General features: G+C 51.0%; 25 protein-coding genes and 2 tRNA genes. 14 read left to right on the top strand and 13 right to left on the bottom strand.

Annotated features, from left to right (window positions below; translation table 11 throughout):
- Window position 1 precedes the first annotated feature (1 nt).
- From FC814_RS06495 to orn, 3 genes are all read right to left on the bottom strand, one after another.
- A tRNA-Gly gene (locus FC814_RS06495) sits at window positions 2-77 on the bottom strand.
- Window positions 78-234: 157 nt separating this feature from the next.
- Window positions 235-310 (bottom strand) — tRNA-Gly (locus tag FC814_RS06500).
- Between the two features lie 210 nt (window positions 311-520).
- Window positions 521-1,066, bottom strand: a complete 546-nt coding sequence (orn, locus tag FC814_RS06505; protein ID WP_001275617.1) for an oligoribonuclease — start codon at window positions 1,064-1,066, stop codon at window positions 521-523.
- A 95-nt stretch (window positions 1,067-1,161) separates the two neighbouring features.
- Here orn and rsgA point away from each other — a divergent pair, with 95 nt between their 5' ends.
- From rsgA to mscM, 3 genes are all read left to right on the top strand, one after another.
- Complete coding sequence (gene rsgA / locus FC814_RS06510) at window positions 1,162-2,214, top strand: small ribosomal subunit biogenesis GTPase RsgA (protein WP_000041984.1); 1,053 nt, start codon at window positions 1,162-1,164, stop codon at window positions 2,212-2,214.
- Window positions 2,215-2,310: 96 nt separating this feature from the next.
- The gene (gene asd / locus FC814_RS06515; RefSeq protein ID WP_000934903.1) at window positions 2,311-3,279 is read left to right on the top strand and encodes an archaetidylserine decarboxylase; all 969 of its coding nucleotides are present in this window, start codon (window positions 2,311-2,313) and stop codon (window positions 3,277-3,279) included.
- 21 nt (window positions 3,280-3,300) lie between these two features.
- Window positions 3,301-6,624 (top strand): miniconductance mechanosensitive channel MscM, encoded by a 3,324-nt coding sequence (gene mscM / locus FC814_RS06520; protein ID WP_137325681.1) that lies wholly within the window; start codon window positions 3,301-3,303, stop codon window positions 6,622-6,624.
- A 149-nt stretch (window positions 6,625-6,773) separates the two neighbouring features.
- On the opposite strand, the gene yjeM is transcribed toward mscM, so the two are convergent.
- Window positions 6,774-8,276 carry a glutamate/gamma-aminobutyrate family transporter YjeM gene (gene yjeM, locus FC814_RS06525; protein ID WP_137325682.1) on the bottom strand — a complete coding sequence of 501 codons (1,503 nt, stop codon included), beginning with the start codon at window positions 8,274-8,276 and terminating at the stop codon, window positions 6,774-6,776.
- 217 nt (window positions 8,277-8,493) lie between these two features.
- Complete coding sequence (gene epmA / locus FC814_RS06530; RefSeq protein WP_000004775.1) at window positions 8,494-9,471, bottom strand: elongation factor P--(R)-beta-lysine ligase; 978 nt, start codon at window positions 9,469-9,471, stop codon at window positions 8,494-8,496.
- Between the two features lie 324 nt (window positions 9,472-9,795).
- Here epmA and frdA point away from each other — a divergent pair, with 324 nt between their 5' ends.
- The 6 genes from frdA to blc all read left to right on the top strand — a co-directional run bounded on the left by frdA (window position 9,796) and on the right by blc (window position 14,925).
- Window positions 9,796-11,604: a fumarate reductase (quinol) flavoprotein subunit gene (frdA, locus tag FC814_RS06535; protein ID WP_001192969.1), complete on the top strand. Its 1,809-nt coding sequence runs from the start codon at window positions 9,796-9,798 to the stop codon at window positions 11,602-11,604.
- Window positions 11,597-12,331 (top strand): fumarate reductase iron-sulfur protein, encoded by a 735-nt coding sequence (gene frdB, locus FC814_RS06540; protein ID WP_000829498.1) that lies wholly within the window; start codon window positions 11,597-11,599, stop codon window positions 12,329-12,331. Before frdA ends, frdB begins: the two co-directional genes overlap by 8 nt.
- Window positions 12,332-12,341: 10 nt before the next feature.
- A complete protein-coding gene (gene frdC / locus FC814_RS06545; RefSeq protein WP_000208757.1) occupies window positions 12,342-12,737 on the top strand; it encodes a fumarate reductase subunit FrdC in 396 nt (131 codons plus the stop codon).
- A 10-nt stretch (window positions 12,738-12,747) separates the two neighbouring features.
- Window positions 12,748-13,107 carry a fumarate reductase subunit FrdD gene (gene frdD / locus FC814_RS06550; RefSeq protein WP_010344911.1) on the top strand — a complete coding sequence of 120 codons (360 nt, stop codon included), beginning with the start codon at window positions 12,748-12,750 and terminating at the stop codon, window positions 13,105-13,107.
- A gap of 62 nt (window positions 13,108-13,169) precedes the next feature.
- Window positions 13,170-14,303 carry a BlaEC family class C beta-lactamase gene (locus FC814_RS06555; protein WP_105290105.1) on the top strand — a complete coding sequence of 378 codons (1,134 nt, stop codon included), beginning with the start codon at window positions 13,170-13,172 and terminating at the stop codon, window positions 14,301-14,303.
- A gap of 88 nt (window positions 14,304-14,391) precedes the next feature.
- The gene (blc, locus tag FC814_RS06560; RefSeq protein ID WP_137325683.1) at window positions 14,392-14,925 is read left to right on the top strand and encodes a lipocalin Blc; all 534 of its coding nucleotides are present in this window, start codon (window positions 14,392-14,394) and stop codon (window positions 14,923-14,925) included.
- Here the strand turns inward: blc and sugE are convergent.
- The 4 genes from sugE to efp all read right to left on the bottom strand — a co-directional run bounded on the left by sugE (window position 14,922) and on the right by efp (window position 16,417).
- Entirely contained in the window at window positions 14,922-15,239 is a 318-nt protein-coding gene (sugE, locus tag FC814_RS06565) for a quaternary ammonium compound efflux SMR transporter SugE (RefSeq protein ID WP_000118482.1), read from the bottom strand. The two genes, blc and sugE, sit on opposite strands and share 4 nt — an antisense overlap.
- A 176-nt stretch (window positions 15,240-15,415) precedes the next feature.
- On the bottom strand, window positions 15,416-15,562 hold the full coding sequence (gene ecnB, locus FC814_RS06570; protein WP_000239596.1) for a lipoprotein toxin entericidin B: 147 nt from the start codon (window positions 15,560-15,562) through the stop codon (window positions 15,416-15,418).
- 111 nt (window positions 15,563-15,673) lie between these two features.
- Window positions 15,674-15,799, bottom strand: a complete 126-nt coding sequence (gene ecnA / locus FC814_RS06575; RefSeq protein WP_000977757.1) for a lipoprotein antitoxin entericidin A — start codon at window positions 15,797-15,799, stop codon at window positions 15,674-15,676.
- A 51-nt stretch (window positions 15,800-15,850) separates the two neighbouring features.
- Complete coding sequence (gene efp / locus FC814_RS06580) at window positions 15,851-16,417, bottom strand: elongation factor P (RefSeq protein WP_000257278.1); 567 nt, start codon at window positions 16,415-16,417, stop codon at window positions 15,851-15,853.
- A 41-nt stretch (window positions 16,418-16,458) separates the two neighbouring features.
- Here efp and epmB point away from each other — a divergent pair, with 41 nt between their 5' ends.
- Together epmB and FC814_RS06590 are read left to right on the top strand one after the other, a co-directional pair.
- Window positions 16,459-17,487 carry an EF-P beta-lysylation protein EpmB gene (epmB, locus tag FC814_RS06585; RefSeq protein WP_000940512.1) on the top strand — a complete coding sequence of 343 codons (1,029 nt, stop codon included), beginning with the start codon at window positions 16,459-16,461 and terminating at the stop codon, window positions 17,485-17,487.
- A gap of 381 nt (window positions 17,488-17,868) precedes the next feature.
- Entirely contained in the window at window positions 17,869-18,738 is an 870-nt protein-coding gene (locus tag FC814_RS06590; protein WP_001008042.1) for a YjeJ family protein, read from the top strand.
- Window positions 18,739-18,940: 202 nt separating this feature from the next.
- Here the strand turns inward: FC814_RS06590 and FC814_RS06595 are convergent, their stop codons facing one another.
- The 3 genes from FC814_RS06595 to FC814_RS06610 form a co-directional block, all read right to left on the bottom strand.
- Window positions 18,941-19,294, bottom strand: a complete 354-nt coding sequence (locus FC814_RS06595) for a DUF4156 domain-containing protein (RefSeq protein ID WP_000558209.1) — start codon at window positions 19,292-19,294, stop codon at window positions 18,941-18,943.
- Window positions 19,295-19,431: 137 nt separating this feature from the next.
- Window positions 19,432-21,078 (bottom strand): chaperonin GroEL, encoded by a 1,647-nt coding sequence (groL, locus tag FC814_RS06605; RefSeq protein WP_000729121.1) that lies wholly within the window; start codon window positions 21,076-21,078, stop codon window positions 19,432-19,434.
- Window positions 21,079-21,121: 43 nt separating this feature from the next.
- On the bottom strand, window positions 21,122-21,415 hold the full coding sequence (locus FC814_RS06610; RefSeq protein WP_001026276.1) for a co-chaperone GroES: 294 nt from the start codon (window positions 21,413-21,415) through the stop codon (window positions 21,122-21,124).
- Window positions 21,416-21,690: 275 nt separating this feature from the next.
- Between FC814_RS06610 and yjeH the strand changes: the two genes are divergently transcribed.
- Window positions 21,691-22,947 carry an L-methionine/branched-chain amino acid transporter gene (gene yjeH, locus FC814_RS06615; RefSeq protein WP_137325684.1) on the top strand — a complete coding sequence of 419 codons (1,257 nt, stop codon included), beginning with the start codon at window positions 21,691-21,693 and terminating at the stop codon, window positions 22,945-22,947.
- Window positions 22,948-22,962: 15 nt separating this feature from the next.
- Here yjeH and FC814_RS06620 read toward each other — a convergent pair whose 3' ends face one another.
- Window positions 22,963-23,439 carry an FxsA family protein gene (locus FC814_RS06620; protein WP_137325685.1) on the bottom strand — a complete coding sequence of 159 codons (477 nt, stop codon included), beginning with the start codon at window positions 23,437-23,439 and terminating at the stop codon, window positions 22,963-22,965.
- A 336-nt stretch (window positions 23,440-23,775) separates the two neighbouring features.
- Here FC814_RS06620 and aspA point away from each other — a divergent pair, with 336 nt between their 5' ends.
- On the top strand, window positions 23,776-25,212 hold the full coding sequence (gene aspA, locus FC814_RS06625; RefSeq protein WP_010344893.1) for an aspartate ammonia-lyase: 1,437 nt from the start codon (window positions 23,776-23,778) through the stop codon (window positions 25,210-25,212).
- Window positions 25,213-25,328: 116 nt separating this feature from the next.
- A complete protein-coding gene (dcuA, locus tag FC814_RS06630) occupies window positions 25,329-26,630 on the top strand; it encodes an anaerobic C4-dicarboxylate transporter DcuA (RefSeq protein WP_000961959.1) in 1,302 nt (433 codons plus the stop codon).
- Window positions 26,631-26,685: the final 55 nt, after the last annotated feature.

A 26,685-nucleotide genomic window follows, 5' to 3' on the forward strand; every position in this document is an offset into this window, starting at 1 on the left:
TTGGAGCGGGAAACGAGACTCGAACTCGCGACCCCGACCTTGGCAAGGTCGTGCTCTACCAACTGAGCTATTCCCGCTTAATCTTCGTCTTTCGAACCGCTACTGCCTTGGCTGCCTTCACTCACCTTAGTCACTTACTTTTGTAAGCTCCCAAGGATTCGTTCAGTTGCCGCCTTGTCGCAATTCGAAATACTGCGATTGGGTGGTCTGTGCTTTGCAGCACTTTTCAAATTTTGGAGCGGGAAACGAGACTCGAACTCGCGACCCCGACCTTGGCAAGGTCGTGCTCTACCAACTGAGCTATTCCCGCGTACTACTTAATTTTGCTTTCGTAATTTTCGCATTTCTGCGTCGTTACGGGAGGCGCATTATACGAGAAATCTTTCCCTCTGCAACCCCCCTAAAAAATTTTTTTTGAGCTTTTAACTCAAGTGCTGAAATTATCAGCAAGACGTTCAATTTAGCGCCAAACCCACGCCGCCGCAAGTGGATTCCGGCGGTTACGTGACCAGGCAAAGTTTTACAGCTTGATAAAATGCTCGCGGTAGTAAGCCAGCTCCGCCACCGATTCACGGATATCATCCATCGCCTGATGCGTCCCCTGCTTGGTAAAACCATCAAGAATTTCCGGCTTCCAGCGGCGCGCCAGCTCTTTCAGGGTGCTGACATCGAGATAACGGTAGTGGAAGTAGGCTTCCAGTTCCGGCATATATTTAAACAGGAAGCGACGATCCTGACCGATGCTGTTACCACAAATTGGCGATTTCCCCGCAGGCACCCACTCTTTTAAGAACTCGAGCGTCGCCAGTTCTGCTTCGCGATCGCCCATTGTGCTCGCCTTCACGCGCTCCACCAGCCCACTGGCGGTATGGGTACGGACATTCCAGTCATCCATCAACGCCAGTTGTTCATCAGACTGGTGTACTGCAATGGTCGGCCCTTCCGCCAGAATATTCAGGTTGGCATCGGTCACCAGCGTGGCAATCTCAATAATGCGATCGCGCTCGGGATCCAGACCGGTCATCTCAAGATCGATCCAAATCAGGTTGTTTTCATTGGCACTCATGCTATTTTTCCACCCATTCACAGTGACTATATTGATCCACAATTGCGTGTATCATAGATGTTTTGCCCATCAGGGGCGACCAGGAGTCAGTACGATTGAGTAAAAATAAACTCTCCAAAGGCCAACAGCGCCGTGTGAACGCCAATCACCAGCGTCGTCTTAAAACGTCTAAGGAGAAGCCCGACTACGACGACAATCTGTTTGGCGAGCCTGATGAAGGTATCGTCATCAGCCGTTTTGGTATGCACGCTGATGTGGAATCCGCAGACGGCGAAGTTCACCGCTGCAATATTCGCCGTACTATCCGTTCGCTGGTGACCGGCGATCGCGTGGTCTGGCGTCCGGGTAAACCGGCGGCGGAAGGCGTAAATGTCAAAGGGATCGTGGAAGCAGTACATGAGCGCACCTCAGTGTTGACGCGCCCGGATTTTTACGACGGCGTGAAACCTATTGCCGCCAACATCGACCAGATTGTTATTGTCTCCGCCATTTTGCCGGAGCTGTCGCTCAATATTATCGACCGTTACCTGGTGGCCTGCGAAACCTTGCAGATTGAGCCGATTATTGTGCTCAACAAGATAGATCTGCTGGACGACGAAGGCATGGCATTCGTCAACGAACAGATGGATATCTACCGCAATATCGGTTATCGCGTATTGATGGTTTCCAGTCATACTCAGGATGGGCTGAAACCGCTGGAAGAGGCGTTGACCGGGCGCATCAGCATTTTTGCCGGACAGTCCGGCGTCGGCAAATCGAGTCTGCTTAACGCGCTGCTGGGTCTGCAAAAAGAGATCCTGACCAACGATGTCTCAGACAACTCCGGTCTCGGCCAGCACACCACCACTGCTGCCCGGCTGTATCACTTCCCGCACGGAGGCGATGTGATTGATTCCCCTGGCGTGCGTGAATTCGGCCTCTGGCACCTGGCGCCGGAACAAATCACTCAAGGCTTTGTCGAATTTCATGATTACTTAGGCCTGTGTAAATATCGCGATTGCAAACACGATACCGATCCGGGCTGCGCAATCCGTGAAGCGGTTGATGAGGGGAAAATCGCGGAAACTCGTTTCGAAAACTATCACCGTATTCTGGAAAGCATGGCGCAGGTAAAAACGCGTAAAAACTTTTCTGATACGGATGACTGACAATTAAGCTAACCGTCGTTAGAATCGTCCCCTTTTTTTCAGGATCCGGCATGAACGCCGGATCAGGAACGACAAAACAATGGCCTGGAGGCTACCTTGTTAAATTCATTTAAACTTTCGCTACAGTACATTCTGCCAAAACTATGGCTTACTCGCCTGGCGGGTTGGGGCGCAAGCAAGCGGGCAGGATGGCTGACAAAACTGGTTATCGATCTGTTCGTTAAATACTACAAGGTCGACATGAAAGAGGCGCAGAAACCGGACACCGCCAGTTACCGCACCTTTAACGAATTTTTTGTCCGTCCGTTGCGTGACGATGTGCGCCCAATCGATACCGATCCCAATGTCCTGGTCATGCCTGCCGATGGCGTTATTAGCCAGTTAGGTAAAATCGAAGAAGATAAAATCTTGCAAGCGAAAGGCCACAACTACAGCCTCGAAGCCCTGCTGGCGGGTAACTACCTGATGGCGGATCTCTTCCGTAATGGTACGTTTGTGACCACTTACCTCTCCCCGCGTGACTATCACCGCGTACATATGCCATGCAACGGTATCCTGCGTGAGATGATCTACGTGCCGGGCGATCTCTTCTCCGTTAACCATCTCACTGCCCAGAACGTGCCAAATCTGTTTGCCCGTAACGAACGCGTAATCTGCCTGTTCGATACCGAATTTGGCCCGATGGCACAGATTCTGGTCGGGGCGACGATTGTTGGCAGCATTGAAACTGTCTGGGCTGGCACCATTACGCCGCCGCGCGAAGGCATCATCAAACGCTGGACCTGGCCTGCCGGGGAAAACGACGGTTCGGTGGCACTGCTGAAAGGCCAGGAAATGGGTCGCTTTAAACTCGGCTCTACCGTTATCAACTTGTTTGCGCCAGGTAAAGTGAATCTGGTTGAGCAACTGGCAAGCCTGTCTGTCACGAAAATTGGTCAGCCGCTGGCAGTATCTACCGAAACCTTTGTTACGCCAGAAGCTGAACCAGCCCCGCTTCCTGCTGAAGAGATCGAGGCAGAACACGACGCCAGCCCATTGGTTGACGACAAAAAAGACCAGGTCTAATCCATCAAAGGAAACGCTGACGTGCGCCTGATTATCACTTTTCTGATGGCCTGGTGCCTCAGTTGGGGGGCGTACGCCGCGACGGCCCCCGATAGTAAACAAATCTCACAAGAACTGGAGCAGGCAAAAGCGGCGAAGCCCGCGCAGCCAGAAGTCGTAGAGGCGCTCCAGTCCGCCTTAAATGCGCTTGAGGAGCAAAAAAGCTCCCTTGAGCGCATCAAGCAATATCAGCAAGTTATCGATAATTACCCGAAACTCTCCGCTACTCTGCGCGCACAGTTGAACAACATGCGTGATGAGCCGCGCAGTGTGTCGCCGGGGATGTCTACCGACGCGCTGAATCAGGAAATTCTCCAGGTCAGTAGTCAATTGCTGGATAAAAGCCGTCAGGCTCAGCAAGAACAGGAGCGCGCCCGCGAGATTGCGGATTCACTAAATCAACTACCGCAACAGCAAACCGACGCCCGCCGCCAGTTGAATGAAATCGAGCGTCGTCTCGGGACACTTACGGGAAATAGTCCGCTTAATCAGGCGCAAAATTTCGCGTTGCAGGCCGACTCCGCGCGTTTGAAGTCATTGGTCGATGAACTCGAACTGGCGCAACTTTCTGCCAATAATCGTCAGGAACTGGCGCGTCTGCGTTCGGCACTGGCAGAAAAAGAGAGTCAACAACTGGATGCGTATTTGCAGGCATTGCGTAACCAGTTGAATAGCCAACGCCAACTGGAAGCGGAACGGGCGCTGGAAAGCACCGAATTACTGGCAGAAAGCAGTGCCGATTTGCCGAAAGATATCGTCGCTCAATTCAAAATTAACCGCGAGCTGTCGGCGGCGTTGAATCAGCAGGCGCAGCGGATGGATCTCGTCGCTTCACAGCAACGTCAGGCTACCAGCCAGACGTTGCAGGTTCGGCAGGCGCTGAATACGCTACGCGAACAATCACAATGGCTGGGTTCGTCAAACCTGCTCGGCGAAGCACTGCGGGCACAAGTGGCACGACTGCCGGAAATGCCCAAACCGCAGCAACTGGATACTGAAATGGCGCAGTTGCGCGTGCAACGGTTACGTTATGAGGATCTCCTCAATAAACAGCCGCTGCTACGGCAAATCCATCAGGCCGACGGTCAGCCGCTGACCGCCGAGCAAAACCGTATTCTGGAAGCACAGCTACGCACTCAGCGTGAGTTACTGAACTCCTTACTCCAGGGTGGCGACACGCTACTGCTTGAACTGACCAAGCTGAAAGTCTCCAACGGACAACTGGAAGATGCACTGAAAGAGGTCAATGAAGCGACGCACCGCTATCTGTTCTGGACTTCTGATGTGCGCCCGATGACCATCGCCTGGCCGCTGGAAATCGCCCAGGATCTACGCCGTCTGATCTCGCTGGACACCTTCAGTCAGTTGGGTAAAGCCACCATGATGATGCTGACCAGCAAAGAGACGATTTTGCCACTGTTTGGCGCGTTGATTCTGGTCGGTTGCAGTATTTACTCGCGCCGCTATTTCACCCGTTTTCTTGAACGTTCGGCGGCGAAAGTCGGCAAAGTGACTCAGGATCACTTCTGGCTGACGTTACGCACTCTTTTCTGGTCGATTCTCGTCGCGTCACCGCTGCCAGTGCTGTGGATGACGCTCGGCTACGGGCTGCGCGAGGCGTGGCCTTATCCGCTGGCGGTGGCGATTGGCGATGGCGTTACGGCCACCGTGCCATTGCTGTGGGTAGTGATGATTTGCGCCACCTTTGCCCGCCCGAACGGCTTGTTTATCGCTCATTTTGGCTGGCCGCGCGAACGGGTTTCCCGTGGGATGCGCTACTATCTGATGAGCATCGGGCTTATTGTGCCGCTGATTATGGCGCTGATGATGTTCGATAATCTCGACGACCGCGAGTTTTCCGGTTCGCTGGGCCGTCTTTGCTTTATCCTCATTTGCGGTGCATTGGCGGTAGTCACACTCAGCCTGAAAAAAGCCGGTATCCCGCTGTATCTCAACAAAGAAGGTAGCGGTGACAATATTGCCAACCATATGTTGTGGAACATGATGATTGGCGCGCCGCTGGTCGCTATTCTCGCCGCTGCGGTGGGTTATCTGGCAACGGCGCAAGCTCTGCTGGCAAGGCTGGAAACGTCGGTCGCCATCTGGTTCCTGTTGCTGGTGGTTTATCACGTTATCCGCCGCTGGATGCTGATCCAGCGCCGCAGGCTGGCGTTTGACCGGGCGAAGCATCGACGGGCAGAGATGTTAGCGCAACGTGCGCGTGGCGAAGAAGAAGCGCATCATCACAGTAGCCCGGAAGGGGCAATTGAAGTCGATGAAAGCGAAGTCGATCTCGATGCTATCAGCGCGCAATCCTTGCGGCTGGTGCGTTCACTCCTGATGCTGATCGCCCTGCTTTCGGTCATCGTGCTGTGGTCAGAAATCCATTCTGCTTTTGGCTTCCTCGAAAATATTTCGCTATGGGATGTCACATCAACAGTGCAGGGCGTGGAAAGTCTGGAACCGATTACCCTCGGTGCGGTGCTGATTGCCATTCTGGTATTTATTATCACCACGCAGCTTGTGCGCAACCTACCCGCGCTGCTGGAGCTGGCAATTTTGCAGCACCTCGATTTAACGCCGGGTACGGGCTACGCCATCACCACCATCACCAAATATCTGCTGATGCTGATTGGCGGGCTGGTCGGCTTCTCGATGATTGGTATTGAGTGGTCGAAATTGCAGTGGCTGGTCGCTGCGCTCGGTGTTGGTCTCGGTTTTGGTTTGCAGGAGATTTTCGCCAACTTTATCTCTGGCCTGATTATCCTGTTCGAAAAACCGATTCGCATTGGCGATACGGTGACGATTCGCGATCTCACTGGTAGCGTGACGAAAATTAACACCCGCGCCACCACCATCAGCGACTGGGATCGTAAAGAGATTATCGTGCCGAACAAGGCATTTATTACCGAGCAGTTTATCAACTGGTCGCTCTCTGACTCGGTCACGCGCGTGGTATTGACGATTCCGGCTCCTGCCGATGCCAACAGTGAAGAAGTGACGGAGATCCTGCTCACCGCAGCACGTCGCTGCTCGCTGGTGATCGACAATCCGGCACCGGAAGTCTTCCTGGTGGATCTGCAACAGGGGATTCAGATTTTCGAGCTGCGTATTTACGCCGCTGAGATGGGTCACCGTATGCCGCTACGCCATGAGATCCACCAGCTGATTCTGGCAGGCTTCCACGCCCACGGTATCGATATGCCATTCCCGCCTTTCCAGATGCGTCTGGAAAGTCTGAACGGTAAACAAACGGGAAGGACATTAACTTCTGCGGGTAGACGTCGCCAGGCAGGAAGTTTGTAATGTGTGAAGCTGCCAAATGACGCCAACGTGGCTAATTTAGCAGCTTAACTTCATCTTCAGTTATCTCCGGCTCCAGAGAGTATCATCCATAACGCATTTCTTCCTGACAACTCATCGCCGGACTGGCGATGAGTTGTTATTGCAGATAATCAATCTAAAGTTAACTGAGGCTGATTCGCCATGCGGCTGCAATAGTTCTGGTAAATCGCCATCGCTAACAGCGAGAAGAAGACAGGCCCGCCAATCATCCACAATGTGCTGTCCCAGTCTCCGGCTTCAACTACAGGCTGAATGATGGTGAAGACGTTCGCAAATGTCACCACCAGTACAACAACCACAGTTGCGATCATTGCCGACATATGCGTTTTGAAAATCACAAACGGTCTGTCGAGATCCTGACGCGCTTTAAAGAACGGGAAAGCCAGCGCGAGGAACAGATATGGAATGGTCATGGAAACGTTCGCCATCAGCGTCAGCTTGCTAAAGAACGCCGATGCGGTGCCACCGCCAAAGGAAACCAGCAGGATGAAGACAGTAACCAACCCACACTGCATCCACATAGCAATGGATGGCATCCCCATGGCATTCAGGCGCGTCATCGGCTCCGGCCACAAGGCTTTCGGCGTCCCTTGAATAATCGCTTTCAGTGGTGAGTAGCAAAGTGTAAAGAACGCACCGGTGTAGGCGAGGAACATGGAAAGTCCGGTAATACGCGCAAACCATACGCCCAGCGACAATGACGCTTCAGGTGATAAATGCAGTGCATTACCCAGAGACATCCCCAGGCTCTTCATCAGCACATAAGTAATATTACCAAGGTTAACAGAACCATTACTTAATACCTGCTGCCAGTTAGTGCTGACGCCCCATAAGAATATTGCTAACGAATAACCGATTGAAATAACAATAGCGGCAAAAACAATACCTTTAGCAAAGTTCTTTTCTGGGTTTTCCGTTTTATCTACCAGCCCACCTACAGCCTCAATTCCGCCATAAGCAAAAATGGCAAATACGACAAAAGATAACATCGCCAGACCGGACTGATATCCCGGATTCGGTGATACCAGGAAATTAATATCCTGCGCGAAATGCCCACCATTTAATAACAAAATAGTAATGCTTACTAACAGCAATACTAAATTAAGACACATTACTGCAATACCGCCCACCGCAGTAATACGGGCAATTTTATTAATCCCTTTCGAGGCAACGACGGTAACCAGAATCATCCATGCTACAGCCAGCAGCCCAACCACCTGCGTAGGCTCAAGCCCAGCAATGCGCCAGTGCTGGGTCATATCGCTACCATAGAGGAAAGTAGAAAACGGCACCCAGACTTTAGCGGAGGTACTCACCATCCAAATGATATAAGAGGAAAACCACATAAATGTGCCGATGAAAGCAAAACGTGGTCCAACGCTATTATTCATCCAGGAATAGATACCGCCCTCTTCTTTGCGATAGGCAGCCCCCATTTCAGCCATCATTAAGGCGAATGGAATAAAGAATAATAATGCAGAAAATATATACCACGGAATCGCACTATATCCCATTAAATAATAAGCCGAAGGGCTATTCGCAAAACCGAATACTGAAGTAAAGATCATCAGTATGAGTCCAATTAGACTCATCTTTTTTATCGTGTGAGGCATGAAATCATCCTTCATTTCAGCGCGCATATTAAACGCGCCAACTAACTGCACTACCCACCGATTGGTGGGCAACAATAAAACTAAAACAGAATTGATACCTGGATGATAGCAAACATCCAGTCTTAAATTGTGCGCTTTAGCGGAAAAATGAAAACATATGCTACAGAATGGCGTCAGCTACGCCATTCTGTGTTGGATTTTAGCCAATTTTTCAGAATTATGCCCGGTCAACACTAAAGGCGATCACTTCTGCCAGTGTCTCCGCGCCCAGTGCTAACATCACCAGGCGGTCAACGCCTAACGCCACGCCGGAACAGTCGGGCATACCAACTTCAAGAGCTTCGATCAGGTTATGGTCGATAGGATGCTGCGGTAAACCACGTGCCGCACGTTTACGGTTATCCTGTTCAAAGCGTTGTTGCTGTTCACGGGCATCCGTCAATTCATGGAAACCATTCGCCAGCTCAATACCTTTGTAGTAGACCTCGAAGCGTTCTGCGACCCGATGATCCTCGGTACTGATTTGTGCCAGTGATGCCTGAGTGGCTGGAAAATGGTACACAAAAGTTGGTTTCTCTTTACCAATGTTCGGTTCCACGCCAAAGGTAAACAACAGTTGCAGCAGCGTGTCGCGGTCTTCTTCGGTATCTGCAACGTTGCTGAGATCCAGCTTTGCCGCCACTTCCCGCAACTGCGTTTTATCAGCAGAGAGCGGATCAATTTCCAGATAACGCAAGAAGGCTTGCTGATAAGAGAGGCTTTCTGCTGCCGGGCAGTCCAGCACCTGTTGCAGAAGATCGTCCACCTCGTTCATCAACCGGTACATATCATAGTGCGGTCGATACCACTCCAGCATAGTAAACTCAGGGTTGTGATAACGCCCCATCTCTTCATTACGGAAGCTGCGGCACAGCTGGAATACCGGACCACAACCGGCCACCAACAGGCGTTTCATGTGGTATTCCGGACTGGTCATTAACCAGAGATTCATCCCCTGCGAATGCCCGGGGCCAACGAAACGTGTCTCAAACGGGACCAGATGAATATCGGTTACCGTTGCCTGGCTCATACAAGGCGTCTCCACCTCCAGCACTCCACGATCGGCAAAGAAACGACGGATCTCCGCCATAATCGCCGCACGTTTTAATAAGTTAGGAATAGACGCGCTCGGCTGCCAGGATGCCGTTTCGCTCATAGTAAAATCTCCAGTTTTTAACAAGGGCACGAAGTCTACTCGCAACGCGGCGGCGAGACAAATTTTACGCAGGAATCAATCAACGGTGGACGGCGACTAAAAAAACCGCAATATGATGGTTTAGTAATTAAATTAATCATCTTCAGTGATAATTTAGCCCCCTGGCACGCTAAAAAAATCGATCTCGTCAAATTTCAGACTTATCCATCAGACTATACTGTTGTACCTATAAAGGAGCAGTGGAATAGCGTTCGCAGGCCGTAACTTTCAGATACTTACCCTGAAGTACGGTGCTGCGGGATAAAAACAATCTGGAGGAATGTCGTGCAAACCTTTCAAGCCGATCTTGCCATTGTAGGTGCCGGTGGCGCGGGATTACGTGCTGCAATTGCTGCCGCGCAGGCAAATCCAAATGCAAAAATCGCACTAATCTCAAAAGTATACCCGATGCGCAGCCATACCGTTGCCGCTGAAGGGGGCTCCGCCGCTGTCGCGCAGGATCATGACAGCTTCGAATATCACTTTCACGATACAGTAGCGGGTGGCGACTGGTTGTGTGAGCAGGATGTCGTGGATTATTTCGTCCACCACTGCCCAACCGAAATGACCCAACTGGAACTGTGGGGATGCCCATGGAGCCGTCGCCCGGATGGTAGCGTCAACGTACGTCGCTTCGGCGGCATGAAAATCGAGCGTACCTGGTTCGCCGCCGATAAGACCGGCTTCCATATGCTGCACACGCTGTTCCAGACCTCTCTGCAATTCCCGCAGATCCAGCGTTTTGACGAACACTTCGTGCTGGATATTCTGGTCGATGATGGTCATGTTCGCGGCCTGGTAGCCATGAACATGATGGAAGGTACGTTGGTACAGATCCGCGCTAATGCGGTAGTCATGGCAACCGGCGGTGCGGGTCGTGTATATCGCTACAACACCAATGGCGGTATCGTAACTGGTGACGGTATGGGTATGGCGCTGAGCCATGGCGTTCCGCTGCGTGATATGGAATTCGTTCAATATCACCCGACCGGCCTGCCAGGTTCCGGTATCCTGATGACCGAAGGTTGCCGTGGTGAAGGCGGTATTCTGGTCAACAAAAACGGCTACCGTTATCTGCAAGACTACGGTATGGGCCCGGAAACGCCGCTGGGCGAGCCGAAAAACAAATATATGGAACTGGGTCCGCGCGACAAAGTTTCTCAGGCCTTCTGGCACGAATGGCGTAAAGGTAACACCATCTCCACGCCACGTGGCGATGTGGTTTATCTCGACCTGCGTCATCTGGGCGAGAAAAAACTGCACGAACGTCTGCCGTTCATCTGTGAACTGGCGAAAGCGTACGTTGGCGTCGATCCGGTTAAAGAACCGATTCCGGTACGTCCGACCGCACACTACACCATGGGCGGTATCGAAACCGATCAGAACTGCGAAACCCGTATTAAAGGCCTGTTTGCCGTTGGCGAATGTTCTTCTGTTGGTCTGCACGGTGCAAACCGTCTGGGTTCCAACTCGCTGGCAGAACTGGTGGTCTTCGGTCGTCTGGCGGGTGAGCAAGCTATGGAACGCGCATCTACCGCCGGTAATGGCAACGATGCGGCAATCAATGCCCAGGTTGCTGGCGTTGAGCAGCGTCTGAAAGATCTGGTTAACCAGGATGGCGGCGAAAACTGGGCGAAGATCCGCGACGAAATGGGTCAGTCCATGGAAGAAGGTTGCGGTATCTACCGTACACCGGAACTGATGCAGAAAACCATCGACAAACTGGCGGAGCTGCAGGAACGCTTCAAGCGCGTGCGCATCACCGATACCTCCAGCGTGTTCAACACCGACCTGCTCTACACCATTGAACTGGGTCACGGTCTGAACGTTGCTGAATGTATGGCGCACTCCGCAATGGCACGTAAAGAATCTCGCGGCGCACACCAGCGTCTGGACGAAGGTTGCACCGAGCGTGACGACGTCAACTTCCTCAAACACACCCTCGCCTTCCGCGATGCTGATGGCACTACCCGCCTGGAGTACAGCGACGTGAAGATTACTACGCTGCCGCCAGCTAAACGCGTTTACGGTGGCGAAGCGGATGCAGCCGATAAGGCGGAAGCAGCCAATAAGAAGGAGAAGGCGAATGGCTGAGATGAAGAACCTGAAAATCGAGGTGGTGCGCTATAACCCGGAAGTCGATACCGCACCGCATAGCGCATTCTACGAAGTGCCTTATGACGCAACCACCTCATTACTGGATGCGCTGGGCTACATCAAAGACAACCTGGCACCAGACCTGAGCTACCGCTGGTCCTGCCGTATGGCGATTTGTGGTTCCTGCGGCATGATGGTTAACAACGTACCGAAACTGGCATGTAAAACCTTCCTGCGTGACTACACCGACGGTATGAAGGTTGAAGCGTTAGCTAACTTCCCGATCGAACGCGATCTGGTCGTCGATATGACCCACTTCATCGAAAGTCTGGAAGCGATCAAACCGTACATCATCGGCAACTCCCGCACTGCGGATCAGGGTACTAACATCCAGACCCCGGCGCAGATGGCGAAATATCACCAGTTCTCCGGTTGCATCAACTGTGGTCTGTGCTACGCCGCGTGCCCGCAGTTTGGCCTGAACCCAGAGTTCATTGGTCCGGCTGCCATTACGCTGGCGCATCGTTATAACGAAGATAGCCGCGACCACGGTAAGAAGGAGCGTATGGCGCAGTTAAACAGCCAGAACGGCGTATGGAGCTGTACTTTCGTGGGCTACTGCTCCGAAGTCTGCCCGAAACACGTCGATCCGGCTGCGGCCATTCAGCAGGGCAAAGTAGAAAGTTCGAAAGACTTTCTTATCGCGACCCTGAAACCACGCTAAGGAGTGCAACATGACGACTAAACGTAAACCGTATGTACGGCCAATGACGTCCACCTGGTGGAAGAAGTTGCCGTTTTATCGCTTTTACATGCTGCGCGAAGGCACGGCGGTTCCGGCTGTGTGGTTCAGCATTGAACTGATTTTCGGGCTGTTTGCCCTGAAAAATGGCCCGGAAGCCTGGGCGGGATTCGTCGACTTTTTACAAAACCCGGTTATCGTGATCATCAACCTGATTACTCTGGCGGCAGCCCTGCTGCACACCAAAACCTGGTTTGAGCTGGCACCGAAAGCGGCCAATATCATTGTAAAAGACGAAAAAATGGGACCAGAGCCAATTATCAAAAGTCTCTGGGCGGTAACTGTGGTTGCCACCATCGTAATCCTGTTTGTTGCCCTGTACTGGTAAGGAGCCTGAGATGATTAATCCAAATCCAAAGCGTTCTGACGAACCGGTATTCTGGGGCCTCTTCGGGGCCGGTGGTATGTGGAGCGCCATCATTGCGCCGGTGATGATCCTGCTGGTTGGCATTCTGCTACCACTGGGCCTGTTTCCGGGCGATGCACTGAGCTATGAGCGCATTCTGGCGTTTGCACAGAGCTTCATTGGTCGCGTATTCCTGTTCCTGATGATCGTCCTGCCGCTGTGGTGTGGTTTACACCGTATGCATCACGCGATGCACGATCTGAAAATCCACGTGCCTGCGGGCAAATGGGTTTTCTACGGTCTGGCTGCTATCCTGACAGTTGTCACGCTGATTGGTATCGTTACAATCTAACGCATCACCAATGTAAATCCGGCCCGCCTATGGCGGGCCGTTTTGTATGGAAACCAGACCCTATGTTCAAAACGACGCTCTGCGCCTTATTAATTACCGCCTCTTGCTCCGCACTCTCCGCCCCCCAACAGCTCAACGATATTGTGCATCGCACAATGACTCCGCTTATAGAGCAACACAAAATCCCTGGCATGGCGGTGGCGGTGATTTATCAGGGCAAGCCCTATTACTTTACCTGGGGCTATGCGGACGTAGCAAAAAAGCAGCCCGTCACACAGCAAACGTTGTTTGAGTTAGGTTCTGTCAGCAAAACATTTACGGGTGTGCTCGGTGGCGATGCTATTGCACGAGGGGAAATCAACCTAAGCGATCCCGCAACAAAATACTGGCCTGAACTTACTGCTAAACAGTGGAACGGAATCACGCTATTACATCTTGCAACCTACACCGCTGGCGGGCTGCCGTTACAGGTGCCCGATGAAGTGAAGTCCTCAGGCGACTTGCTACGTTTCTATCAAAACTGGCAACCCACCTGGGCACCAGGAACACAGCGTCTGTATGCTAACTCCAGCATCGGTTTGTTCGGTGCGCTGGCAGTGAAACCATCCGGTTTGGGCTTTGAACAGGCGATGCAAACTCGTGTTTTCCAGCCACTCAAACTCACCCATACGTGGATTAATGTGCCGCCCGCAGAAGAAAAGAATTACGCCTGGGGATATCGTGAAGGCAAGGCCGTGCATGTTTCGCCAGGGGCGTTAGATGCTGAAGCTTACGGTGTGAAATCAACCATTGAAGATATGGCTCGCTGGGCGCAGAGCAATATGAATCCCCGTGATATCAACGACAAAACACTTCAGCAAGGTATCCAGCTGGCGCAGTCACGCTACTGGCAAACTGGCGACATGTATCAAGGTCTGGGCTGGGAAATGCTCGACTGGCCGGTAGATCCAGACAGCATCATTAATGGCAGCGACAGTAAAATTGCGCTGGCAGCACGACCAGTAAAAGCGATTACGCCCCCCGCCCCTGCGGTACGAGCATCATGGGTACATAAAACAGGCGCGACCGGCGGATTTGGTAGCTACATCGCATTTATTCCAGAGAAAGAGCTGGGGATTGTGATGCTGGCTAACAAAAACTATCCCAATCCAGCGAGAGTCGCTGCCGCCTGGCAGATTCTCAACGCTTTGCAATAACAACGCAGATGGTTCGAATTTTCGGACCTTTTATCCGCTTTTCCTTGCTGTCATCTACACTTAGAAAAAAACCAGTAAGGAAACATCTATGCGCCTGTTCCCTCTCGTTGCCGCAGCGACTGCGGCATTTCTGGTCGTTGCCTGTAGTTCTCCCACACCGCCTCGTGGCGTTACTGTGGTAAATAATTTCGATACCAAACGCTATTTGGGTACGTGGTATGAGATTGCCCGTTTTGATCACCGTTTTGAACGCGGGCTGGAGAAAGTGACTGCGACGTATAGCCTGCGGGATGACGGCGGCCTGAATGTCATCAACAAGGGTTATAATCCGGACAGAGAGATGTGGCAGCAAAGCGAAGGAAAAGCGTACTTTACGGGAGACCCGCATCGCGCCGCGCTGAAAGTGTCGTTCTTTGGCCCTTTCTATGGCGGCTATAACGTCATTGCGCTAGATCGGGAGTACCGCCATGCGCTGGTTTGCGGCCCGGATCGCGATTACCTGTGGATTCTCTCTCGCACGCCAACCATTTCTGACGAAGTTAAACAGGAGATGCTGGCAGTCGCGACCCGGGAAGGGTTTGATGTCAGTAAGTTTATTTGGGTACAGCAGCCCGGTAGTTAGTGAGTGCTGAGTTTCAGACCAATAATCCCCAATACGATTAACGCCAGACTCGCCAGGCGCATCGGGTTAGCGGACTCACCGAGCAGTACAATGCCGGTGATGGCCGCGCCGACTGCGCCAATACCCGTCCACACGGCATAAGCCGTCCCTACTGGTAACGATTTCATCGCCCAGGCAAGTAGCGCCATACTGACAATCATCGCCGTCACAGTAATAACACTCGGCGTCAAACGACTAAAGCCGTGGGTATATTTCAGGCCAACGGCCCATACCACTTCCAGCAGACCAGCAATAACTAAGATTATCCAGGACATATCAGGCTCCGAAGATTTGGGGCCGTCCCCGGTGAAAAGAAGCGTTTGCAGGTCGTCCTGCAAAGCTGATGGTGAAGGAGGTATTTTGCCGATTTAAGAGGAAATTTCAACGGTTACGACAGTGATTACCGCCGAGAAAAACAAACGGCACGACAAATCTGCCGTACCGTTATTGCTTATTGCTGCGCTTTCGTCGCTGCGCCAGAAATCGCGTTACCGCCATCAGAAATGTCTTCACCAACGCCGCGCGTGGTATTGCAGGCGGTTAATACAGTTGAAAGCACCAGAACAGAAAAGATCGCTGCAATTGTCTTCTTAACCATAACGTCTTCCTTTTAGGTAATGTTATTTGTGTTTGCCTATAGCAAATTAATAATAGACAACATCACCAAAAATGACGGAAATCTGATGATTTTTCGGAAGTGAAGAATAAATTAGCTGGCAGCGCGGGAGATGGAATTACCAAGATGTTTGATGTCTTCGCCGAAACCCCGAGCGGTGTTACAGCCCGTAAGCAGCGTGCTGGCAAGCAAAACAAGAACGATAAGGCGTTTCATCATCTCTGACCTGAATAAGTGATGGTGCAGCCAACAGGCCGCACCACAACCGCATTACTTCACGCGAGAGACGTATTCACCAGAGCGGGTATCCACTTTGATGACTTCGCCGATCTGTACGAACAGCGGAACTTTAACCACAGCACCAGTAGACAGGGTAGCCGGTTTGCCGCCAGTACCTGCGGTATCGCCTTTCAGACCCGGATCGGTATCAACGATTTCCAGTTCAACGAAGTTCGGCGGAGTAACGGAGATCGGCTGACCATTCCACAGAGTTACAATGCACTCAGCCTGATCCAGCAGCCATTTAGCGTTGTCGCCAATTGCTTTTGCATCAGCAGACAGCTGCTCGAAGGTTTCGTTGTTCATGAAGTGCCAGAACTCACCGTCGTTGTACAGGTAAGTCAGGTTCATATCGACAACATCAGCGCCTTCAGCGGAATCAGTAGATTTGAAAGTTTTTTCTACGCGAGTACCAGTCAGCAGACGACGCAGTTTAACGCGAGCAAATGCCTGGCCTTTACCCGGTTTTACGAATTCACTCGCTTCAACCGCGTAAGGTTCGCCGTCTAACATGATTTTAAGACCAGCACGAAAATCGTTGCTATAGTACGTTGCCATAAGGCCCTCTGAAATTTGTTAATTGGTAGCTAAGCCACAAAATGGCGCATATTGTAACCCTAAATACCCCATCCAGAGAAGATTGGTTAACGCAACTTGCCGATGTTGTGACCGATCCTGATGAACTTCTGCGTCTTTTGAATATAGACGCGGACGAAAAACTGTTGGCCGGACGCAGCGCCAAAAAGCTGTTTGCACTGCGCGTGCCCCGCTCATTTATCGATCGCATGGAGAAAGGCAATCCTGACGATCCACTTTTGCGTCAGGTACTTACCTCGCAAGATGAGTTTGTCGTCGCGCCCGGATTCTCCACCGACCCGCTGGAAGAACAGCACAGCGTAGTGCCTGGTTTGTTGCATAAATACCACAACCGGGCGCTACTGTTGGTTAAAGGCGGCTGCGCGGTAAATTGTCGCTACTGTTTCCGTCGCCACTTCCCGTATGCCGAAAATCAGGGCAACAAGCGTAACTGGCAGGCGGCGCTTGAGTATGTTGCGGCGCATCCGGAACTGGACGAGATTATTTTCTCCGGCGGCGATCCGCTGATGGCGAAAGATCACGAGCTGGACTGGCTGCTGACGCAACTGGAGGCGATCCCGCATATCAAACGTCTGCGGATTCACAGCCGTCTGCCGATTGTGATCCCGGCGCGCATCACAGAGTCGCTGGCTGAACGCTTTGCCCGTTCTACGTTGCAAATCTTGCTGGTGAATCACATCAACCATGCCAATGAAGTAGATGAAACATTCCGTCAGGCAATGGCTAAGTTGCGCCGCGTGGGCGTTACTTTGCTGAACCAGAGCGTTCTGTTACGTGGCGTGAATGATAACGCGCAAACGCTGGCAAACCTGAGTAATGCGTTATTCGATGCGGGCGTGATGCCTTATTACCTGCATGTGCTCGATAAAGTGCAGGGCGCAGCGCATTTTATGGTGAGTGATGATGAAGCACGGCAGATTATGCGTGAGTTGCTGACACTGGTGTCGGGATATCTGGTGCCGAAACTGGCGCGGGAGATTGGCGGTGAACCCAGCAAAACACCTCTGGATCTCCAGCTACGCCAGCAGTAACTGATTAACAGGGAAGTTAAATAGAAAATTGCCTGATGCGCTTCGCTTATCAGGCCTACATCGTGCATTGAAACTCAATGAGCTGTAGGCGGGATAAGGCATTTACGCCGCATCCGCCAAGAGCAACGAACACGAGAACAGAGACCTGCCACTAAACAGGGAAATTTAATCTTTGCCCGTTGCATAACCTTTAATTATTCATATACATTGCTGTTGTTACTCTTTATATAGCTAACACCAATAATTAACCTTTCTTTTCTGTTTATATAGAGTGAGCACGGCTATTTATGTTATTTTAACAACTATTACTACCAAGCCCATTTATCTGGCTTATAAATTAAAATTAATTATTTTATTGAGAAATGGTTAGGGAGAACCTACATGGCCATAAGCATCAAGGGTGTTAATACCGGTGTTATTCGCAAAAGTAATAATTTCATTGCACTGGCACTGAAAATTAAAGAGCCTCGCAATAAAGAGTCGTTATTCTTTATGTCTGTCATGGAACTGCGCGACCTGCTGATTGCGCTGGAAAGTCGTCTGCATCAAAAGCATAAACTGGATGCTGCTGCACGCCTTCAGTATGAGCAAGCTCGCGATAAAGTCATTAAGAAAATGGCAGAAAACATCCCAGAAATTCTGGTTGATGAGCTTAAAAATGCCGATATTAATCGCCGGGTTAACACTCTGGAACTTACCGATAACCAGGGCGAAAATCTCACATTCACATTAACTCTGCATGATGGCAGTAAATGTGAATTAATTGTCAATGAGTTGCAGATTGAAATGCTGGCGCGAGCAATCATTCATGCAATTAATAATGCTGAAATGCGTGAACTGGCATTGCGTATTACATCGCTATTAGATTTCCTGCCGTTATATGACGTCGACTGCCAGGACAATGGCAATCTGGAATATGACACCTATTCTCAGCCGGAATGGAAACATAATCTGTTTAGCCATTATCTGGCGGTGCTTTATCGCTTTAAAGATGAAAGTGGTAAAGAACAATTTAGCGGCGCGGTGGTGAAAACGCGTGAAGCGACAGCGGGTAAAGAAATTGAGGCTATCACACGCCGGATGCTTGATTTCAGCCCACGGCTGAAAAAACTCGCGGGTGTGCCATCTCAGGTCTACGTTCGTACAGTAGCAGCAAATAACGCCCAACCACTGACTCAGGATCAATGCTTACGCGCAATACATCACTTACGAGTTCAGTCCATCAGCAAGGCCGCGCCACAGGCGAAATAATCTCATCTTTTTGAATGCGAGGCTGGAGCCATCCAGCCTGAAATTACTGATAACGTTATCGTTGATCATGCCGGATGCGGCGTAAACGCCTTATCTGGCCTACAAATTCTCGAGCATTCAATCAGTTGCAATGCCCGATGTAGGCCTGATAAGCGAAGCGCATCAGGCAATTACACGTTTGTCATCCAGCCTCTGGATCACATCAGTTCGGGCACTTATAAACCTGACCGATAATCTGGCTATCCGTCGGGACAAAACTGGACAACATTCCCTGCGACGGGCTGCTGATGCCATAAATCACGTTACCGCCCATTGCAGCCGCCTGGTTGCGCAGATCGTTTGCTGCGCCGCGCATAGAACCGCCTTCTTCACCGTGTTGCCCGGAAAGCCAGTTACTTTGCTTACCTGTCGCAGTACCAATCAGTTGGCACTCTGCACCTGGTTGCTCGTCAACAATGCGCACACTCTGACCGGCAGCACTCAATTCGTTACTGGAGCTACAACCCGCCATCAGTAGCGCGGCACCGACAATCCCTGCTAAGTATTTTACGTGCATGTTATTCCCCATAATCAATGAGCTGGACGCAACTCGTGTCGTCCGTGTCTGAATCTTATACTAGAAAGATGACCAAAAGAAAAACCCCCAGACATTTCTGCCTGAGGGTTTCTTTATTTCTGCAAGGTGCAGGGCAATTACATCATGCCGCCCATGCCACCCATACCGCCCATACCGCCAGCAGCGCCTAAATCAGCTGCATCGTTTTTCGGCAGGTCGGTAACCATGCACTCGGTGGTGATCATCAGGCCAGCCACAGAAGCTGCGTACTGCAGAGCAGAACGGGTAACTTTGGTTGGATCCAGGATACCCATGTCGATCATGTTGCCGTATTCTTCGGTTGCTGCGTTGTAACCGTAGTTGCCGTCGCCACCTTTAACGGTGTTAGCAACAACAGAAGGTTCTTCACCGCAGTTCAGGACGATCTGACGCAGCGGAGCTTCCATTGCACGCAGTGCAACTTTGATACCCACGTTCTGGTCTTCGTTCTGACCACGCAGGTCAGCCAGTTTAGACGCTACGCGGATCAGCGCAACGCCGCCACCAGCAACCACGCCTTCTTCTACCGCAGCACGGGTCGCGTGCAGGGCGTCTTCAACGCGTGCTTTTTTCTCTTTCATTTCAACTTCGGTAGCAGCACCTACTTTGATAACTGCAACGCCGCCTGCCAGTTTCGCTACGCGCTCCTGCAGTTTTTCACGGTCGTAATCAGAAGTTGCTTCTTCAATCTGCTGACGGATCTGAGCAACACGGCCCTGGATTGCAGCTTCTTCACCCACGCCATCAATGATGGTGGTGGTGTCTTTGTTAATAACAACACGTTTAGCCTGACCCAGGTCTTCCAGGGTCGCTTTTTCCAGCTCCATACCGATCTCTTCAGAGATTACAGTACCGCCGGTCAGGGTTGCGATATCCTGCAGCATTGCTTTACGACGATCGCCGAAGCCCGGTGCTTTAACCGCAGCGACTTTCACGATGCCGCGCATGGTGTTAACAACCAGAGTTGCCAGTGCTTCACCTTCAACATCTTCAGCGATGATCAGCAGCGGTTTGCCTGCTTTTGCAACAGCTTCCAGAACTGGCAGCATTTCGCGGATGTTGGAGATTTTCTTGTCAGCCAGCAGGATGAACGGGCTTTCCAGTTCTACTGCGCCAGTTTCCGGCTTGTTGATGAAGTAAGGAGACAGGTAGCCACGGTCGAACTGCATACCTTCAACCACGTCCAGTTCGTCCTGCAGACCAGTACCATCTTCAACGGTGATAACGCCTTCTTTACCGACTTTGTCCATCGCTTCAGCGATCAGTTTACCTACAGTTTCGTCGGAGTTAGCGGAGATAGTACCAACCTGAGCAATAGCTTTAGAGTCAGAGCACGGTACGGACAGCGTTTTCAGTTCTTCAACTGCAGCGGTAACGGCTTTGTCGATACCACGTTTCAGATCCATCGGGTTCATGCCCGCAGCAACAGCTTTCAGACCTTCAGTGATGATAGCCTGAGCCAGTACGGTTGCGGTGGTGGTGCCGTCGCCTGCAGCGTCGTTCGCTTTGGAGGCAACTTCTTTCACCATCTGCGCACCCATGTTTTCGAACTTGTCTTCCAGTTCGATTTCACGAGCAACGGAAACACCATCTTTGGTGATGGTCGGTGCACCGAAAGATTTATCCAGAACTACGTTACGGCCTTTCGGACCGAGGGTAACTTTCACTGCATCTGCCAGTACGTTTACGCCGCGCAGCATTTTCACACGAGCGTCGTTACCGAATTTTACGTCTTTAGCTGCCATTATCTTTATTCCTTAAATTCGTATGTTCAGTGTCGTGCGCGGATTACGCTTCAACAATTGCCAGAATGTCGCTTTCGGACATGATCAACACTTCTTCATTGTCGATCTTCTCAGATTTCACACCGTAGCCATCGTTGAAAATAACGATGTCGCCAACTTTCACGTCCAGCGGCTTCACTTCGCCATTTTCAAGGATACGGCCATTGCCGACAGCCAGCACTTCGCCACGGGTAGATTTAGCCGCTGCAGAGCCGGTCAGAACGATGCCGCCAGCAGATTTAGTTTCAACTTCTTTACGCTTGACGATCACGCGATCATGCAATGGACGAATATTCATTGATAACTCTCCTTTGAGAAAGTCCGTATCTGTTATGGATGACGCCGGAGCTTACGTGGTTTCCCGGCTGGTGACCAGAGAAATGGGGATGAGGCTTCGCCCCTTCAAGGGGGAAAAAGAAAAAAAATTCTGATCAGCACAAAATCGGGTAAAAATCCTGATTCACCTCACGTTTCATCGCAATTTCGACATCGCCGTCATAAGCGAATCTGATTGTGCTACCATCGAAATCCTGCGCAGTTGCCCAATATTTGGGCGCAATCGGACATCAACCCATGAGTGGACTCAAACAAGAATTGGGGCTGGCCCAGGGTATCGGCCTGCTATCGACGTCATTATTAGGCACTGGCGTGTTTGCCGTTCCTGCGTTAACTGCACTGGTAGCGGGCAATAACAGCCTCTGGGCGTGGCCTGTTTTGATTATCTTAGTGTTCCCGATTGCAATTGTGTTTGCGATTCTGGGTCGACACTATCCCAGCGCGGGCGGTGTTGCGCACTTCGTCGGTATGGCGTTCGGCTCGCGGCTTGAGAGAGTCACCGGCTGGCTGTTTTTATCAGTCATTCCCGTAGGTTTGCCCGCCGCGCTACAAATTGCCGCCGGATTCGGCCAGGCGATGTTTGGCTGGCATAGCTGGCAACTGTTGTTGGCAGAACTCGGTACGCTGGCGCTGGTGTGGTATATCGGTACTCGCGGTGCCAGTTCCAGTGCTAATCTACAAACGGTCATTGCCGGGCTTATCGTCGCACTGATTGTCGCCATCTGGTGGGCGGGCGATATCAAACCTGCGAACATCCCCTTCCCTGCGCCAGGTGATATCGAACTTACCGGGTTATTTGCTGCGTTATCGGTGATGTTCTGGTGCTTTGTCGGTCTGGAGGCATTTGCCCATCTCGCTTCGGAATTTAAAAATCCAGAGCGTGATTTTCCGCGCGCTTTGATGATAGGTCTGCTGCTGGCAGGATTAGTCTACTGGGGCTGTACGGTAGTCGTCTTACACTTCGACGCCTATGGTGAAAAAATGGCGGCGGCTGCATCGCTTCCCAAAATTGTGGTGCAGCTATTCGGTGTAGGGGCGTTATGGATTGCCTGCGTGATTGGCTATCTGGCCTGCTTTGCCAGCCTCAACATTTATATACAGAGCTTCGCCCGCCTGGTCTGGTCGCAGGCGCAACATAATCCTGACCACTACCTGGCACGCCTCTCTTCTCGCCATATCCCGAATAATGCCCTCAATGCCGTGCTCGGCTGTTGCGTGGTGAGTACGTTGGTGATTCATGCTTTAGAGATCAATCTGGACGCACTCATTATTTATGCCAACGGCATCTTTATTATGATTTACCTATTGTGCATGTTGACAGGCTGTAAATTATTACAAGGACGTTATCGCGTACTGGCGGTGACTGGCGGGCTGTTATGCGTTCTGTTATTGGCAATGGTCGGCTGGAAAAGTCTCTATGCGCTAATCATGCTGGCGGGGTTATGGCTGTTTCTGCCAAAACGAAAAACGCCGGAAAATGGCATAACCACATAATCCGGCGTTTTGACATTAATCCTGGCGATCGTTTTTATGATCAATGCGGTCGCGGTCATCATCTTTTCGCTGGTACTCACCATCAAAAGTATTACCGCCACCGGTTCCGGCGCTAAAACCGCCGCCCGGCATCCGGGAGAAACGCAAATGCGGCATCAGCTTCACTGTCAGATGCTTTTGCACCGGCGGTAATAAAAGAAGAAGACCGAGGAAATCGGTGAAAAAGCCCGGTAATAAAAGCAGCAAACCGGCAATGATCAGCGAAACACTTTTAATCATCTCCGCCGCAGGGTTTTCACCCGCCGCCATTTTTTGTTGCATCAGCACAAAATTCTTAAAGCCCTGATTACGTACCAGTGACATACCGATAACCGACGTGAATATAACCAGTACGAGGGTCAGCAATACCCCCAGGACATGGGCAACCTGAATAAAAATTGAAATCTCAATATAGACATAAAGGAAAATGGCAATAAAAGGTAACCAGCGCAAAGGTTTCTCCTGTAATAGCAACCGGTTAAATCCGGGCGCCTGAATGGGTTGCGAATCGCGTTCAGCTTATATTGTGGTCATTAGCAAAATTTCAAGATGTTTTCGCAACTATTTTTGGTAGTAATCCCAAAGCGGTGATCTATTTCACAAATTAATAATTAAGGGGTAAAAACCGACACTTAAAGTGATCCAGATTACGGTAGAAATCCTCAAGCAGCATATGATCCTGGGTATTCGTCCGATGCAGGGGATAATCGTCGGTCGAAAAACATTCGAAACCACATATATTCTGTGTGTTTAAAGCAAATCATTGGCAGCTTGAAAAAGAAGGTTCACATGTCAAACAACATTCGTATCGAAGAAGATCTGTTGGGTACCAGGGAAGTTCCAGCTGATGCCTACTATGGTGTTCACACTCTGAGAGCGATTGAAAACTTCTATATCAGCAACAGCAAAATCAGCGATATTCCTGAATTTGTTCGCGGTATGGTAATGGTTAAAAAAGCCGCAGCTATGGCAAACAAAGAGCTGCAAACCATTCCTAAAAGTGTAGCGAATGCAATCATTGCCGCATGTGATGAAGTCCTGAATAACGGAAAATGCATGGATCAGTTCCCGGTAGACGTCTACCAGGGCGGCGCAGGTACTTCCGTAAACATGAACACCAACGAAGTGCTGGCCAATATCGGTCTGGAACTGATGGGTCACCAGAAAGGTGAATATCAGTACCTGAACCCGAACGACCATGTTAACAAATGTCAGTCCACTAACGACGCCTACCCGACCGGTTTCCGTATCGCGGTTTACTCTTCCCTGATTAAACTGGTAGATGCGATTAACCAACTGCGCGAAGGCTTTGAACGTAAAGCTGTCGAATTCCAGGACATCCTGAAAATGGGTCGTACCCAGCTGCAGGACGCAGTACCGATGACCCTTGGTCAGGAATTCCGCGCTTTCAGCATTCTGCTGAAAGAAGAAGTGAAAAACATCCAACGTACCGCTGAACTGCTGCTGGAAGTTAACCTCGGCGCAACGGCAATCGGTACAGGCCTGAACACGCCGAAAGAGTACTCTCCGCTGGCAGTGAAAAAACTGGCTGAAGTCACTGGCTTCCCATGCGTTCCGGCTGAAGACCTGATCGAAGCGACCTCTGACTGCGGCGCTTACGTTATGGTTCACGGTGCGCTGAAACGCCTGGCTGTGAAGATGTCCAAAATCTGTAACGACCTGCGCTTGCTCTCTTCTGGCCCACGTGCCGGCCTGAACGAGATCAACCTGCCGGAACTGCAGGCGGGCTCTTCCATCATGCCAGCTAAAGTAAACCCGGTTGTTCCGGAAGTGGTTAACCAGGTATGCTTCAAAGTCATCGGTAACGACACCACTGTTACCATGGCAGCAGAAGCAGGTCAGCTGCAGCTGAACGTTATGGAGCCGGTCATTGGCCAGGCCATGTTTGAATCAGTTCATATTCTGACCAACGCTTGCTACAACCTGCTGGAAAAATGCGTTAACGGCATCACTGCTAACAAAGAAGTGTGCGAAGGTTACGTTTACAACTCTATCGGTATCGTCACTTACCTGAACCCGTTCATCGGCCACCACAACGGTGACATCGTGGGTAAAATCTGTGCCGAAACCGGTAAGAGTGTACGTGAAGTCGTTCTGGAACGCGGTCTGCTGACTGAAGCGGAACTAGACGATATTTTCTCCGTACAGAATCTGATGCACCCGGCTTACAAAGCAAAACGCTATACTGATGAAAGCGAACAGTAATCGTACAGGGTAGTACAAATAAAAAAGGCACGTCAGACGACGTGCTTTTTTCTTGTGAGTAGTAACTTAAAAATAACAATCTAATATCAACTTGTTAAAAAACAAGGAAGGCTAATATGCTAGTTGTAGAACTCATCATAGTTTTGCTGGCGATCTTCTTGGGCGCCAGACTGGGGGGAATAGGTATTGGTTTTGCAGGCGGATTGGGGGTGCTGGTTCTTGCCGCTATTGGCGTCAAACCTGGTAACATCCCGTTCGATGTCATTTCCATTATCATGGCGGTTATCGCCGCTATTTCTGCCATGCAGGTTGCTGGCGGTCTGGACTATCTGGTTCATCAGACAGAAAAGCTGCTGCGCCGTAACCCGAAATACATCACGATCCTCGCTCCGATCGTGACTTATTTCCTGACAATTTTTGCGGGTACTGGCAACATCTCTCTGGCAACGCTGCCAGTTATCGCTGAAGTTGCGAAGGAACAAGGCGTTAAACCTTGCCGTCCGCTGTCTACTGCGGTGGTTTCCGCGCAGATTGCGATCACCGCATCGCCAATCTCAGCGGCAGTCGTTTACATGTCTTCCGTAATGGAAGGTCATGGCATCAGCTACCTTCATCTGCTCTCTGTGGTCATCCCGTCCACCCTGCTGGCGGTTCTGGTGATGTCCTTCCTGGTCACTATGCTGTTCAACTCCAAACTGTCTGACGATCCGATTTATCGCAAGCGTCTGGAAGAAGGTCTGGTTGAACTGCGCGGTGAAAAGCAGATTGAAATCAAATCCGGTGCAAAAACTTCCGTCTGGCTGTTCCTGCTGGGCGTAGTTGGCGTGGTTATCTATGCAATCATCAACAGCCCGAGCATGGGCCTGGTTGAGAAACCGCTGATGAACACCACTAACGCAATCCTGATCATCATGCTCAGCGTTGCAACCCTGACTACCGTTATCTGTAAAGTTGATACCGACAACATCCTCAACTCCAGCACCTTCAAAGCAGGTATGAGCGCCTGTATTTGTATCCTGGGCGTTGCATGGCTGGGCGATACTTTCGTTTCCAACAACATCGACTGGATCAAAGATACCGCTGGTGAAGTGATTCAGGGTCATCCGTGGCTGCTGGCTGTCATCTTCTTCTTTGCTTCTGCTCTGCTGTACTCTCAGGCTGCAACCGCAAAAGCACTGATGCCGATGGCTCTGGCGCTGAACGTTTCTCCGCTGACCGCTGTTGCTTCTTTTGCTGCGGTGTCTGGTCTGTTCATTCTGCCGACCTACCCGACTCTGGTTGCTGCGGTACAGATGGATGACACGGGTACAACTCGTATCGGTAAATTCGTCTTCAACCATCCGTTCTTCATCCCAGGTACTCTGGGTGTTGCCCTGGCCGTTTGCTTCGGCTTCGTGCTGGGTAGCTTCATGCTGTAATGACAAATCGCGGGGCGTTCACGCCCCGCTTTCTTTCCCGCCGACTAACATCATT

Origin of the sequence: Escherichia sp. MR (assembly GCF_005280595.1) — a bacterium.
Lineage (GTDB): Bacteria > Pseudomonadota > Gammaproteobacteria > Enterobacterales > Enterobacteriaceae > Escherichia > Escherichia ruysiae.

Coding starts and splice junctions, on each gene's coding strand:
- orn (WP_001275617.1), bottom strand. CDS start 1,066: ATGAGTGCCAATGAAAACAACCTGATTTGGATCGATCTTGAGATGACC.
- yjeM (WP_137325682.1), bottom strand. CDS start 8,276: ATGCCTCACACGATAAAAAAGATGAGTCTAATTGGACTCATACTGATG.
- epmA (WP_000004775.1), bottom strand. CDS start 9,471: ATGAGCGAAACGGCATCCTGGCAGCCGAGCGCGTCTATTCCTAACTTA.
- frdB (WP_000829498.1), top strand. CDS start 11,597: ATGGCTGAGATGAAGAACCTGAAAATCGAGGTGGTGCGCTATAACCCG.
- frdC (WP_000208757.1), top strand. CDS start 12,342: ATGACGACTAAACGTAAACCGTATGTACGGCCAATGACGTCCACCTGG.
- frdD (WP_010344911.1), top strand. CDS start 12,748: ATGATTAATCCAAATCCAAAGCGTTCTGACGAACCGGTATTCTGGGGC.
- FC814_RS06555 (WP_105290105.1), top strand. CDS start 13,170: ATGTTCAAAACGACGCTCTGCGCCTTATTAATTACCGCCTCTTGCTCC.
- blc (WP_137325683.1), top strand. CDS start 14,392: ATGCGCCTGTTCCCTCTCGTTGCCGCAGCGACTGCGGCATTTCTGGTC.
- sugE (WP_000118482.1), bottom strand. CDS start 15,239: ATGTCCTGGATAATCTTAGTTATTGCTGGTCTGCTGGAAGTGGTATGG.
- ecnB (WP_000239596.1), bottom strand. CDS start 15,562: ATGGTTAAGAAGACAATTGCAGCGATCTTTTCTGTTCTGGTGCTTTCA.
- ecnA (WP_000977757.1), bottom strand. CDS start 15,799: ATGATGAAACGCCTTATCGTTCTTGTTTTGCTTGCCAGCACGCTGCTT.
- efp (WP_000257278.1), bottom strand. CDS start 16,417: ATGGCAACGTACTATAGCAACGATTTTCGTGCTGGTCTTAAAATCATG.
- epmB (WP_000940512.1), top strand. CDS start 16,459: ATGGCGCATATTGTAACCCTAAATACCCCATCCAGAGAAGATTGGTTA.
- FC814_RS06590 (WP_001008042.1), top strand. CDS start 17,869: ATGGCCATAAGCATCAAGGGTGTTAATACCGGTGTTATTCGCAAAAGT.
- FC814_RS06595 (WP_000558209.1), bottom strand. CDS start 19,294: ATGCACGTAAAATACTTAGCAGGGATTGTCGGTGCCGCGCTACTGATG.
- groL (WP_000729121.1), bottom strand. CDS start 21,078: ATGGCAGCTAAAGACGTAAAATTCGGTAACGACGCTCGTGTGAAAATG.
- FC814_RS06610 (WP_001026276.1), bottom strand. CDS start 21,415: ATGAATATTCGTCCATTGCATGATCGCGTGATCGTCAAGCGTAAAGAA.
- yjeH (WP_137325684.1), top strand. CDS start 21,691: ATGAGTGGACTCAAACAAGAATTGGGGCTGGCCCAGGGTATCGGCCTG.
- aspA (WP_010344893.1), top strand. CDS start 23,776: ATGTCAAACAACATTCGTATCGAAGAAGATCTGTTGGGTACCAGGGAA.
- dcuA (WP_000961959.1), top strand. CDS start 25,329: ATGCTAGTTGTAGAACTCATCATAGTTTTGCTGGCGATCTTCTTGGGC.